The sequence below is a fragment of the Exiguobacterium sp. s70 genome (assembly GCF_018618315.1).
GTDB lineage: Bacteria > Bacillota > Bacilli > Exiguobacteriales > Exiguobacteriaceae > Exiguobacterium > Exiguobacterium chiriqhucha.
In genome coordinates this window covers 13858-26001 of sequence record NZ_JACSLV010000001.1, presented here as the reverse complement: position 1 = coordinate 26001, position 12144 = coordinate 13858, and the positions used below count along the sequence as shown (strand labels likewise).

At 52.7% G+C, this 12144-nt stretch carries 12 protein-coding genes; 7 read left to right on the top strand and 5 right to left on the bottom strand.

Annotation, left to right across the window (positions count from 1 at the left end):
* The first annotated feature begins 17 nt into the window (after nucleotides 1-17).
* Nucleotides 18-338 carry a hypothetical protein gene (locus tag KNP84_RS00145; protein WP_214714680.1) on the top strand — a complete coding sequence of 107 codons (321 nt, stop codon included), beginning with the start codon at nucleotides 18-20 and terminating at the stop codon, nucleotides 336-338.
* Between the two features lie 67 nt (nucleotides 339-405).
* Here the strand turns inward: KNP84_RS00145 and KNP84_RS00140 are convergent, their stop codons facing one another.
* A complete protein-coding gene (locus KNP84_RS00140; protein ID WP_021067663.1) occupies nucleotides 406-1200 on the bottom strand; it encodes an SDR family NAD(P)-dependent oxidoreductase in 795 nt (264 codons plus the stop codon).
* 150 nt (nucleotides 1201-1350) lie between these two features.
* Here KNP84_RS00140 and KNP84_RS00135 point away from each other — a divergent pair, with 150 nt between their 5' ends.
* The 3 genes from KNP84_RS00135 to KNP84_RS00125 all read left to right on the top strand — a co-directional run bounded on the left by KNP84_RS00135 (nucleotide 1351) and on the right by KNP84_RS00125 (nucleotide 4980).
* Complete coding sequence (locus tag KNP84_RS00135) at nucleotides 1351-2253, top strand: peptidase U32 family protein (RefSeq protein WP_021067662.1); 903 nt, start codon at nucleotides 1351-1353, stop codon at nucleotides 2251-2253.
* 9 nt (nucleotides 2254-2262) lie between these two features.
* A complete protein-coding gene (locus tag KNP84_RS00130; RefSeq protein WP_021067661.1) occupies nucleotides 2263-3516 on the top strand; it encodes a peptidase U32 family protein in 1254 nt (417 codons plus the stop codon).
* Between the two features lie 81 nt (nucleotides 3517-3597).
* On the top strand, nucleotides 3598-4980 hold the full coding sequence (locus KNP84_RS00125) for an MATE family efflux transporter (RefSeq protein WP_215114023.1): 1383 nt from the start codon (nucleotides 3598-3600) through the stop codon (nucleotides 4978-4980).
* Here the strand turns inward: KNP84_RS00125 and KNP84_RS00120 are convergent.
* Nucleotides 4975-5844 (bottom strand): DMT family transporter, encoded by an 870-nt coding sequence (locus KNP84_RS00120; RefSeq protein WP_029595301.1) that lies wholly within the window; start codon nucleotides 5842-5844, stop codon nucleotides 4975-4977. The two genes, KNP84_RS00125 and KNP84_RS00120, sit on opposite strands and share 6 nt — an antisense overlap.
* 124 nt (nucleotides 5845-5968) lie before the next feature.
* Here KNP84_RS00120 and KNP84_RS00115 point away from each other — a divergent pair, with 124 nt between their 5' ends.
* Nucleotides 5969-8095: a DNA topoisomerase III gene (locus KNP84_RS00115; protein WP_029595302.1), complete on the top strand. Its 2127-nt coding sequence runs from the start codon at nucleotides 5969-5971 to the stop codon at nucleotides 8093-8095.
* A 25-nt stretch (nucleotides 8096-8120) separates the two neighbouring features.
* Here the strand turns inward: KNP84_RS00115 and ytzI are convergent, their stop codons facing one another.
* Nucleotides 8121-8288, bottom strand: a complete 168-nt coding sequence (gene ytzI, locus KNP84_RS00110; RefSeq protein WP_021067657.1) for a YtzI protein — start codon at nucleotides 8286-8288, stop codon at nucleotides 8121-8123.
* Nucleotides 8289-8449: 161 nt separating this feature from the next.
* Between ytzI and KNP84_RS00105 the strand changes: the two genes are divergently transcribed.
* Entirely contained in the window at nucleotides 8450-9562 is a 1113-nt protein-coding gene (locus KNP84_RS00105; RefSeq protein WP_215114022.1) for a PP2C family protein-serine/threonine phosphatase, read from the top strand.
* A gap of 38 nt (nucleotides 9563-9600) precedes the next feature.
* On the opposite strand, the gene KNP84_RS00100 is transcribed toward KNP84_RS00105, so the two are convergent.
* On the bottom strand, nucleotides 9601-10536 hold the full coding sequence (locus KNP84_RS00100) for a magnesium transporter CorA family protein (RefSeq protein WP_021067655.1): 936 nt from the start codon (nucleotides 10534-10536) through the stop codon (nucleotides 9601-9603).
* Nucleotides 10537-10677: 141 nt separating this feature from the next.
* Between KNP84_RS00100 and KNP84_RS00095 the strand changes: the two genes are divergently transcribed.
* A complete protein-coding gene (locus tag KNP84_RS00095; protein WP_021067654.1) occupies nucleotides 10678-11055 on the top strand; it encodes an Hpt domain-containing protein in 378 nt (125 codons plus the stop codon).
* 43 nt (nucleotides 11056-11098) lie between these two features.
* On the opposite strand, the gene KNP84_RS00090 is transcribed toward KNP84_RS00095, so the two are convergent.
* Nucleotides 11099-11974 carry a chemotaxis protein CheV gene (locus KNP84_RS00090; RefSeq protein ID WP_021067653.1) on the bottom strand — a complete coding sequence of 292 codons (876 nt, stop codon included), beginning with the start codon at nucleotides 11972-11974 and terminating at the stop codon, nucleotides 11099-11101.
* Between the last annotated feature and the right edge of the window lie 170 nt (nucleotides 11975-12144).

Here is a 12144-nt window from a genome sequence, read left to right as displayed (position 1 = left end):
AGTGAGGTGACACGTGCATGAGCGGATACGTCAATCTGGTTGAAATCGGTTGGTTTCTTTTCATCGGACTGTTGTTTATGGGGCTCAATCTGTTTTTGATGTCACGTCGGCTGCTACGGACGCGCTACGGGATGCTCAGTATCCTCGGGGCCAGCGTTTGGCCGGCACTCATGATCGTCTTGTCCGTCCAAGGTGGAAGCGTCCTCGGCGGGCTGACGGAACGGGCGCTCACCCTCGAAAGCACCTTGGCTTGGTCGGTCGTCGTGGCGACGACACTGATGGTGTGTATTCCGGGCATAACACTCATCCGGCGCATGATTCAGTTGGCGCGGTCATAATCAAATCACATAAAGCAGGAGGAAGTCCCCCGGGGGACCTCCTCCTTTTTTAACGTGCATACATGGGTTAAATCGTCGAGACGTCTTCCGATCCAGCATCTGATGGTTTTTGGAAGCGGCGCAAAATCTCAAGGCTGACTGCGCGTGGCATGAGCTTGGCCGCGGCGACAAGCAGTTGGTTCGACACACCCGGCACGATGACGCGTTTGTTGGTCATGACGCCTTTATAGCCGAAGAAAGCGACGAGATGAGACGGCATTTTTGACACCATCATCTCGCTGCCGGCCCGATTGAAGAATCCGGTATCGGTTGGACCTGGACAGAGGACACTCACGTGCACGCCTGTTCCTTTCACTTCGGCATGGAGCGCCTCGGTGAGCGATAACACGTAGGCCTTCGTCGCGTAGTAGACCGCCATATACGGACCAGGTTGGAAGGCGGCGACCGATGCGACGTTCAACACATAGCCATGATTCCGTTCCACCATGCCCGGCAAATAAGCTTTCGTCAATTCGGTCAAGGCGTTGACGTTCAAACGGACCTCTTCGGCCTCGGTCTCGGCATCGAGCTCGATAAACTCGCCGGCCGTTCCGAAACCGGCATTGTTGATTAAAAAGTCGACCGTCAGTCCGGCATCGGCGATTGCACTCGTCAATCGTTTTACGGCTTGGTGTTCAGACAAATCGAGGGCGAAGACGTGTACGCTGACACGGTAACGTTTCTCCAGTACTTTTTTTAATTCGTGCAACCGAGGCTCGTTGCGAGACACGAGGATACAATCAAATCCATCCCGGGCCGCTAACACGGCAAGATCGAGTCCGATTCCTGTCGAGGCTCCAGTAATTAAGGCTGTTTTTGTCAAAATCGTCCACTCCTTCGATATAAAAAGTCATACATTGTTACTGATTTCTTCACGAGTTGTTAAATTCCTGCTCGGCCGCGACGTCAAAACGTATGCTAGAGTATAGCAAGAATATGTGATTAGACTCACAAAGTGAGGAGAAGAAACCAGATGATGATACAGCTAGTGACTACAGCACAGGGCGTCGAGCAAGCAGAAGCGCTGATTATGGCGGGCTCTGACCGCATCTATATCGGAGAAGCAACATACGGGTTACGCCATAAGGGAGACTGGTCGTTGGAGGCTGTGCGAGAAGTCACAGCGATTGCCCACCGTTATGGCAAAGAAGTGACCGTCGCCGTCAATAATTTGATGCACAATCATCAGATTGAGACGCTGCCTGACTATTTATCGGCTTTAAAAACAATCGGGGTTGACAGTGTGACGGCCGGTGACCCGGGCGCCATCCGCTTAATCCGTAATGCAAATATCCCCTATTGGTATGATGCTCAAACGCTCGTCACGTCGGCCCGACACATTCAATTTTGGGGCAAACGCGATGCAATCGGGGCAATCGCGGCCCGTGAAGTGACGTTGACTGAACTCGGGCTGATTCAACAGCAAATCGGATTGCCGGTCGAAGTCCAAGTGTACGGACCGACGTGTATCCATCATTCGAAACGTCCGCTCTTGACGAACTACTTCAATGAGATTGGCCGATCGAACACGTTGGCAGAAGCACGCGAATACTATGTGAGCGAACCATCGGATGCGGACAGCCGCTATCCGGTGTATGAAGACGAAAACGGGACGCATGTGTTCTCTGAGGATTTGACGCTTATGGGACAACTGCCCACTTTAATAACAGGCGGCCTACACACGTGGAAGCTCGAGGGTTGGCACGCGGGTGATGCATTCGTTGATATCGTCCGCTTGTTCGATAAGGCCCGCTCAGATTTATTGAACGGTCGATTCGACCGTCTCGTCATGGAACGGCGTCTCGCCGAACTGCAGCCGGAACAATTCCGGCTCGGGACGGGACTATTGTTACGAAATCCAGAAGAGATCAAGTGAGGGATTGAGATGAAAAAACGTCCAGAATTATTAGCACCGGCCGGCAACTTAGAAAAATTGAAGATGGCGATTTTGTATGGGGCCGATGCGGTCTTTATCGGGGGACAACAGTTCGGACTCCGCTCTCGGGCAGGCAATTTTGGGTATGACGAGATGGCCGAAGGCGTCGCGTTCGCCCATGCGCGCGGGGCAAAAGTGTATGTCGCCGCGAATATGGTGACCCATGAAGGCGATATCGATGGCGCGGGCGAGTTCTTTTGCAAGCTTCGCGATATCGGCATTGATGCCGTCATCGTGTCCGATCCGGCCATGATCGAGGTATGCCTCACGGATGCGCCGGGACTTCCGGTCCATTTGTCGACGCAGGCGTCAGCGACGAACTATGAGACGCTCCGCTTTTGGCAAGAGGAAGGATTGGAGCGAATCGTTCTCGCCCGCGAAGTATCGATGGAAGAAATCAAAGAGATGAAACGGCAAGTCGATGTCGAAATCGAGACGTTCGTCCATGGGGCGATGTGCATCTCGTACTCGGGACGTTGCACCTTATCGAACCATATGGCGCTCCGCGATGCGAACCGGGGTGGCTGTGCCCAGTCGTGCCGTTGGAAGTACGGATTCTTTGAGGCGGACGAACTGTTGACTGACGAGATGGCAGCACGCGACGAGGAACCGTTCTCGATGAGCTCGGTCGACTTGGCGATGGTACGTCACATTCCGGACTTGGTCGACGCTGGCGTCGACAGCTTGAAAATTGAGGGACGGATGAAATCGATTCACTATGTGGCGACCGTTTGTAACGTCTATCGTCAAGTCATCGACGCGTACTGTAATGACCCCGAGGGCTTCGAGTTTAATCCGGCGTGGGAAGAAGAAATCTGGAAAGCGGCACAACGAGAACTCGCGACCGGATTCTATTACGGCGTCCCGACCGAGAACGAGCAACTATTCGGTAAGCCGCGCGCCATCCCGCAATATGCATTCGCGGCACGCGTCATCGCGTATGAACCGACGACAAAAATAGCGACACTCGAGCAACGAAACCATTTTCGGCGCGGGGAAGAAGTCGAGTTCTTCGGTCCCGGCTTCGTCCGTTTCTCGCAGCGCATCGATGAGCTGTACGATGAGTCGGGAGAAAGCCTCGAGACGGCGAACCAGGCGATGATGACGGTACGTGTCAAGGTCGAGCAACCGGTCGCGACCGATTTCATCATGCGCAAGCGAAAAGCCGGCGTCGTGAACACACCTGTGCCGAGCCCGGTCTGACACATCCGGCAAGACAACATAGTCGACCGTTCCATCCAATCTTGCTAACCTGTTAACATAGACGACAAAGGGGATGGAAGCATGAATCAGAATACGGAGCAGCTCCGGACCGATCCAATCGGACGCCTGCTGTTCAAACTGTCGCTACCGGCAATGATCGGGATGCTGGTGACGGCACTGTACAACATCATTGATACAATCTTCGTCGCCCGTGGCATCGGGTCGACTGCCGTGGCTGCCATCGGGATCGCCTTTCCGATTCAAATGATTCTTATGGCCGTCTCGAGCGCTGTCGGTTTGGGCGGGGCATCCATCAGTTCAAGGAAACTCGGCAAAGGCGACGATGCCGGTGCCGCCGTCACGTTTTTGAACGTGCTCGTCCTCGTCGGTGTGTTCGCCGCTTTTGCGGTCAGTTCCGCCTTTTTCATGTTGGATGACATCTTGAAAGTGTTCGGAGCGACGTCGGCCATCATGGAACTGAGCCGACAATACTTATCGGTCGTGCTCATTAGCTCTCCGTTCTTCATGTTCACACTCGCGGCGAGCGCGATGGTACGGGCTGAAGGACAGGCGCCTTATCAGATGAAAGTGATGCTCACGACCGTTGTCGTCAACTTGGTGACGACGCCGCTATTCATCTTCACGTTCGGCTGGGGCATTTACGGGGCGGCTTGGTCGACGGCGCTCGCTCAAGTCGTCGGGTCTGTGCTCATGCTCCGTTTCTTCTTCTCAAAAAATCGCCGCACCGATCTCGATTTCCAATGGCGGAAGTTTCGATTACGGTTCGGCGAATTGAAGGAGATTATGGCGATCGGCTCATCTTCGTTCATCATGATGGTGTCCCAGTCGATTTTATTCGTCGGGGTCAACGTCATGCTCGGAACGTACGGCGGGACCGAGGAACTTGCCATCTTTGCGATCATCAATAAATTCATGGCGCTCGTCGGGATGCCGATTATGGGCATTGTCCAAGGCATGCAGCCGATTGTCGGTTACAATTTCGGCGCCAAACAATTCGACCGGATGAGGGAAACGATTTGGACGGCAATGCGGGCTGGAATTACCATCGCCGTCATCATCTGGTTGACGCTCCAGTTGATTCCGGAACAACTGATGCGCATGTTCACAACCGACGCCAACTTGATTGCCGGCGGCGTGACGGCGATTCATGTGTTGTTCGCCGTCTCGTTCCTCCCGAGTGTGCAAATGCTCGTCAACGGCATCTACCAATCACTCGGGAAGGCTCGGGTCGCGATGTTCTTGTCGCTGTCGCGGCAGACGCTCTATACGATTCCACTCGTCTTCATCCTGCCGAACTTCTTCGGCGTGTTCGGTGTCTGGCTCGCGTTCCCAATCGCTGATGCGATGACCTTCCTGACAGCGGTCGGGATGGCTGTTTGGGATCGCAAGCTCTTATTCCGCCCGTCAGAAGACGAAATCGAAGCGAAAGCAACCAATTTATGAAGCGACGTCCGTTCTTGTGGAGCGGGCGTCTTCTTTTAGGAACAAGTAAATTCCGCCGAGCAGGACGGCCGCACCGACCCATTGCATCACGCCGAGACGCTCGTCGAAGAAGACGAACCCGAACAGCATGCCCCACAATGCCTCGCCAAGGATGGTGATGCTGACAACGGTCGCACTGACACGGGCGAGCGCATAGTTGAACAAGTTATGTCCTAAAATCGTCGGGAAGAAGGCGAGGGCGAGGAAATACCACCAGTTGACCGATTCGAACGCGGTGAACGTCGTCCCCCGGACGAGAAGCATGAAACAGAGGACGACCGCTGCGACGAGATAGACGCTGAACGAGTATGTATTCGTGTTCATCTCGGTCCGGACGTGTTGGCCGACGAGCCAATAGCCGGCGATGAGCAGAGCGGCGATTAAAGCGAGCAAGTCCCCGAACAGCGCTTCACGTCCGAGTTGAATGTCGCCTGCCGCGACAAGCATACCTCCGAAGACAGCGATGAGCGCGAAGGCTAACCCTTTCCGGGTCGGATTCTTTTTAAAAATCAAGGCGTTCCCGATTAAGACAAAAATCGGGCTCGAAGTGACGAACAGCGTCGAGCTGGCGACGGTTGTATAATCGAGCGATAAAAACCAGAGCCAAAAATGGAACGCAAGCAACGTCCCGCTGAGGAGCAAGGCATATCGCGTCATGAGTCGTGTCCCGAGGAGCGATTTGAAATCGACGAAGGGCAACAACATCAGGCACGTGATCAGCATACGGTAAAACGCGGCCGTCTCGGCCGGTGCGGACGTCCATTTGACGAACAAGACGCTCGTCGATAAGAAGAAGACGGCGGCGAATAAGATAAGATAAGACAAGAGACATCCCCCTTTATGTTGTACATACTCTTCTAATGATATTATAGAATAGATAAGAAAATACATTCTTTCTCGAAAGTGTCGTTCCGACGAGATTTCGGATGACTGTGAAAGTAGGGATCCTATGAGATTAATTATTGCGGAGAAACCGTCGCAGGCCCAAAAACTGGCTGCGCCGTATCCATCAAAAAAGAAAAAAGACGAGATTGAGATCGCTTCATGTGCCCGGTTCCCAGAAGGCGCCATCGTCGTCTGGGCGGTCGGTCACTTATGCGAGCTGCAAGAACCGTCCCATTATAAGCCGGAATGGAAGTCTTGGAAATATGAGTCGCTCCCAATCGTGCCGGACCGATTCGACTATCGCATCTCGAAAGGCAAGTCGAAACCGTTCCAGACGATTAAGAAATGGCTGCACGACCGGTCCATCACCGACGTCATTATCGCATCCGATGCCGAGCGGGAAGGAGAAGCCATCGTCCGTCTCATTTTACGGCTCGCCGGCAATCAAAAACCTTTGTCGCGCCTATGGATCTCGAGTTTGACCGAGCAGGCGGTCGACCGTGGTTTCGCCGCACTGCTACCAGGCGACCAGACGGTCCCGTACTATCACGAAGCAATGAGTCGCGCCTGTGCCGACTGGCTCGTCGGCATGAACGCATCAAGAGCGTATACAACGCTGTTGAAGACGATCGGCATCGAGGACGTGTTTTCGCTAGGCCGTGTCCAGACTCCGACGCTCGCTTTGATTGTCAATCGCGAACGTGAGATTAAACAGTTCGTCCCAGAGCCGTATTTTGAGGTCGAGGCGACGCTTCAAAAAGGACGCGGCACGTTCAAAGCGAAATACACGCTCGGTAAGACGACGAAACTAAAGACTCGCGAACAAGCCGACGCGGTCGTCAACCGGGCGACCGGGACGGCGATTGTCCGTTCGATTGACAAAGAGGACAAGACGGAATACCCGCCGTTTTGGTTCAGTTTATCGGGTTTGCAGGCCGAAGCCGGCAAGCGGTTCGGCTTCGGGGCGAAGAAGACGCTCGACATCGCTCAAAAGCTATATACGAAAGGATGGATCAGTTATCCGCGGACTGACTCAAGTTTCGTCACACCGGACGAGGCGACGTTGTTCCCACAGACGAAAGCAAGGCTATTGAAGTCGGCGGCCTATGCCGAGTTGAAAGACGTGTTGACCGAGAACCCGTCCCGGAACAGCCGCTACGTCAACGCGAAAAAGGTCAGTGATCACTATGCGATCATCCCGACCGAGGCGTGTGGCGATGTGGCCCGACTTAGCGGGGATGAGGCAAAACTATACGATTTGATTAACCGTCGCTTTCTTGCGGCGTTCGCCCCTCCGGCCAAGCTTGAGAAAACGACGGTCGACCTCATGGACGGCGACGACCTGTACCGGGCAAAAGGGACGGTCGTCGTCAGTGCCGGCTATCGTCAAGTCGTCGAGATGAAGTCCAAAGACGTCGAACTCCCGGCGCTCACACTCGGGGAGCCGTTGACGGAAAAGAAAGTCGAAGTATTATCGAAACAAACGGAGCCACCGAAACGGTATACAGAAGGCGCGCTCATCATGGCGATGAAGGTGGCCGGTAAGCAGCTCGATGATGAAGAACTGATTCATATCATGAAAGAAGTCGAGGGGCTTGGAACCGAGGCGACACGAGCCAATATTATCGACGGATTGAAGAAGCGGGGCTATGTCGACCTACAAAAGAAAGAACTCGTCCCGACCGATAAAGGGCGCTTGTTGATTGACGTGCTCGGTGACAGTATCCTTGCTTCACCGGCCATGACGGCCAAATGGGAGAAACGTCTCAACGAAATCGGGCAGGCATCGGCTTCGGCCGCCGAATTTATCGACCAGGCGAAAAAGATGTCGATTCATCTCGTCGAAGAGGCGAAAGCGCGAGTCGAGACGGCGAACCCGGAAGGCTATACGATTGAAGCCCGACGTTTCGGGAAGAAGTCGGCGGCGCGGCCGAAAGCATCGTTCGGCGTCTGCCCGAGCTGTGGCAAGGGACTCGTCGAGCATGCGAAATTCATCGGTTGTAGCGGCTTTCGCGAAGGTTGCAAGTTTACGATGTCGAAACAAGTACTCGGCGTCGGAATTGCCAAAGATGAACTGAAACAGATGATTAACGGCGGGCAATCGAACGTGCACACGTTCAAAAAAGGGGACAAGACGTTCGATGCCGCGCTCTACCTTGAAAAAGGGGCACTTCGATTCGAATTTAAATAAAAAATAGAGCCATCCGCCGATGGCTCTATTTTTTCTGCTGTTCTTCTTCAGTGATGCGGCGATTGATTTCATCGTAATCGAGCACGATGTCGTCCTTGTTGTCTTTATAGGCATATCCTTTTTGAATGACAACGATTGACGCGATTAAGACGAGCAAAATAATCAAACCGCTCACAGCGAATATCCATCCCATGCGGCATTCCTCGCTTTCGTACTTCCAGTATGCCAAAAACGAACGAGATTCTCCATCTTTGAACCACTTCGAACTGTCACAGCATTGAAATACCTAATGAAGCGATTAGATATGATACAATAATATGCAGAAGAACACTGACAGAGAAAGTAGGGATGACTATGGCGATTTTGATTGTGGACGACGAACCGGTCAATACGATGGTTCTCGAACAATTATTGCATCAACATGATTATGAGACGATTTCAGTCTCGAGTGGTGAAGATGCGCTCGCGCTCCTGATGGACCCGCAAGCCCCGTCGCTATACGACCTTGTCCTGCTTGATGTCGAGATGCCAGGAATCTCTGGAATCGAGACGTGCAAACGGATTCGACAGATGAGCGGCTATGAGGAACTTCCCGTCATTATGGTCTCGGGTCGCACCGAGGAAAAGCAAATCGCAGAAGGTCTCGACGCTGAAGCGTCCGACTATACGACGAAACCGATTAAAATCACGGAACTGCTCGCGCGCATCCGCTCCGCACTCCGTTACAAAGCGGCCGTCGATGAACGCAAAAAATATGAGGCGCGGCTCCAATATGACCTCGATCTCGCACAAAAGATTCAACAGAGCGCGTTGACCCCGCCCATCAGCAACGATGAGATTGACGTCCGGGCCCTCTACTTGCCGTCTAAAAAACTGGCCGGGGATATGTATGCCTGGTTCCAGGTCGCACCGGATCGCTATGGGGTCATCATCTTCGACGTGATGGGGCATGGTGTCTCGTCGGCGTTGATTACGATGGGGATTCGGTCGATTTTGCCCGGTCTCGTCAGCAACGTACAATACCCGGTCGATGTGATGAGTGAGTTGAACCGTCAGATGACGTTCTTGTTCTCGGGAGAGGACATGCAGAGCTATTTCACGGCCGTCTATTGTTATATCGACACGACGAAGCGTCAAATCGAGTACGTCAACGCCGGTCATCCGCCGGTCATCGTGACGTCGGACTCGGGTGTGACCCGTCTCGAGACGACCGGTGTCCCGGTCGGCATGTTCGAGGAACCGAATTTTGAATCGAAGGTCATCGACATCGATCCGGGGATGACGATGCATATGTATACAGATGGATTGATGGAATGTTACAGCAAAGACATCGACGACGGCATCCGCTGGCTCGAGAAGGACATCGCGTCATACGGGCTTGACTACGCGCGTCACGTCGCCGAACAACTCGTCCCTAAAATCGAGATCGACGATGACTTGTGTCTCGTCACAGTCAAATTGATGTAAAAAGATGGTGTCGCCGCAACGGGCAACACCATCTTTTTTTAGAAATATCGCTTGCGCCACAAAATGTAAAAGGCGAGGCTTGAGAAACCGATCATCATCGTAATGGCGAACACAAAGCCGATTGGTTGTCCTTCCCACGGCACTTGGACGTTCATCCCGAATATTCCAGAAATCATCGTCGGAATACTAAGTACGATCGTGATCGAGGCCAAGAACTTCATGACGAAGTTGACGTTGTTCGAGATAATCGAACCGAAGGCGTCCATCTTGATGCTGATGATATCGTTATAAATCGACGCCATCTCCATCGCCTGACGGTGCTCGACGAACACGTCTTCGAGCAACTCCTCGTCTTCCTCGTGCTTCTCGAGACTCGGTGTCTTGACGATGCGGTCGAGGACGCTGTCGTTCGCTTTGAGCGACGTCATGAAGTAGACGAGCGACTTCTGTAAGTTCATCAATTGAAAGATTTCCTGATTTCGCATCGAACGTTGCAACTCTTGCTCGAGCTCGTCCATGCGCCGATCGATTTGGCGAAGGAAGCGCAAGTACGTCATGCTGACTCGGTGCAAAATCTGAAAGACGAACCGGCTCCGGTAGTTCGTCCGGAACAAACGGGCTTTTCCGTTGGCGAACAAATTGAGCACGTCGAGGTCACGCGAACAGACGGTGATGAAGTGTCGTCCCGTGACGATAATCCCAAGTGGAATCGTATTATAGGCGCGTCCTGTGTCGTCTTCTTCCACATATGGGACGTCAATGATCATGAGGAGGCCCTCATCATCTTTTTCAAATCGTGGTTTTTCTTCAATATCAAGCGGGTCGTAGACGAAATCTTCAGGAATGCCGGAGGCGGCGATGACTTGATCGGCCTCATCTTTCGTCGGATTGACGAGTTGAATCCAGCTCCCTTTGTCAAAGTCTTCGATTTCGTCGACACGCCCAGATGCGTCGGTACGGTAAATCGTTAGCATAATGTTCCTCCTACCTTAGCTCAACCTAATTATAGGTAGGCGAATGGGAGAGTGCAATCGGAAAAGGAGGAGTTTTTTTGTTTTTTCTCGAAAACATGCTACAGTGGGTAGGAATGTTAGTAGGATTGAAGCAAAGGAGGGATGGAGTTGTCACAAACGCCCCATAATGCTCTGTTTAACGAAGAAAAGTTGGCGGAGCTCCATCAAATCGCTAGCGGAAATAAAGATTTCTTAAAAAAGATTGCCGAGACATATATCCGCCAATTTGAGGCGAAATTCCCGGAATTGAGACGCATGGTGCTGGAACGAAACCATGAACAAATCGAACAGCTCGCCCACTTGTTGAAAGGGGCCTCCTATTCTGTCGGCCTCGACGAGACGGCCGCCCGGTTCCATCAGCTCGAAGTGGCTGGAGAGACGAACGAGACCGAGAACCTCGAACCGATTCTCGACGACATCGAAGCCGATATGCGCCGCTTCGACCAAGAATGGGAAGCGCGCTTGAATGCATTATCATAAATAAAACGGGATTTCGCCGCAAGGCGAAGTCCCGTTTTTCGGATTAGGCTAAAAATTCGTCGAGTGTGGCAATCAACATGCCAATCTCTGGCTTCGTGATTTGGGCGTTCGCCCCGACCGCGTCGCCTTTATGTTTCAAGTCGTCCGAGATGAGCGAAGAGAAGATGATAATCGGCAGGTCGGCGAAACGATCCATCTCACGGAGTCGTTTCGTCAAATGCAAGCCGTCCATTTGCGGCATCTCGATATCGGTGATCAGCAAGTCACAATGGACGTCGCTCTGTTCGAACGCATCGAGCGCTTCCTTCCCGTTATTGAAAATCGTCGTGTTGAAATAGCCGGCGTCATCGAGCGTATCGATGATGAGCGTCCGCAACATCTCCGAGTCTTCCGCGATCCAGACGTGTTTGTTCGAGCGCTCCCGGGCACCGAGTCGTTTGACCGATTCACGGGCCATGATGTCTTTACGGGACAGTTCGAGGGCGATGCGCTCGTAGTCAAGAAGGATGATCATCTGGTCGCCTGTCTTGACGACCCCGTTCGTGATTCCTTGCATGCCGCGTGCGAGATCAGACGGCGTGTCGATCTGTTCCCAAGAGATACGCTTAATCTCTGTCACTTGATCGACGCGGAGCACCGATTTCTCTCCGTTAAACTCACAGACGATCAAGCGATCGTTGTCTCCGACGTCACGCGGATGTCCGATGACCATCGGTAAATCGATGACCGTCATGACCTCACCACGGAGCTCAATCAATCCCATGATTGCTTCCGGAGTGCCCGGGAGCGGAGTGAGGGGAAGCATCGTGATGATCTCACGTACCTTCATGACGTTAATCCCGAAAATGAACGGGCCTGACTGGAAAATAACGATCTCTAATTCGTTCGTGCCTGCCTCAAGTAAAATATTATGATCCATGCTCACTGGTGGTCCCTCCTAGTTCACGTACTCTCATCTCTTCTATCGGTCGATTTGATGAACATCTTCAGTTGAAAGTGGCAAAGTCGAGGCGGAATTGACAAAAAATTGACGAGTAACCGTTTACATTACATAAACTGAATCTTTATAGTTGTTCAACCGATTTGATT

Bases quoted from the DNA above. Each gene is read 5' to 3' on its own strand.
- KNP84_RS00145 (WP_214714680.1), top strand. From the start codon at position 18: ATGAGCGGATACGTCAATCTGGTTGAAATCGGTTGGTTTCTTTTCATC.
- KNP84_RS00135 (WP_021067662.1), top strand. From the start codon at position 1,351: ATGATGATACAGCTAGTGACTACAGCACAGGGCGTCGAGCAAGCAGAA.
- KNP84_RS00130 (WP_021067661.1), top strand. From the start codon at position 2,263: ATGAAAAAACGTCCAGAATTATTAGCACCGGCCGGCAACTTAGAAAAA.
- KNP84_RS00125 (WP_215114023.1), top strand. From the start codon at position 3,598: ATGAATCAGAATACGGAGCAGCTCCGGACCGATCCAATCGGACGCCTG.
- KNP84_RS00115 (WP_029595302.1), top strand. From the start codon at position 5,969: ATGAGATTAATTATTGCGGAGAAACCGTCGCAGGCCCAAAAACTGGCT.
- ytzI (WP_021067657.1), bottom strand. From the start codon at position 8,288: ATGGGATGGATATTCGCTGTGAGCGGTTTGATTATTTTGCTCGTCTTA.
- KNP84_RS00105 (WP_215114022.1), top strand. From the start codon at position 8,450: ATGGCGATTTTGATTGTGGACGACGAACCGGTCAATACGATGGTTCTC.
- KNP84_RS00100 (WP_021067655.1), bottom strand. From the start codon at position 10,536: ATGCTAACGATTTACCGTACCGACGCATCTGGGCGTGTCGACGAAATC.
- KNP84_RS00095 (WP_021067654.1), top strand. From the start codon at position 10,678: ATGGAGTTGTCACAAACGCCCCATAATGCTCTGTTTAACGAAGAAAAG.
- KNP84_RS00090 (WP_021067653.1), bottom strand. From the start codon at position 11,974: ATGGATCATAATATTTTACTTGAGGCAGGCACGAACGAATTAGAGATC.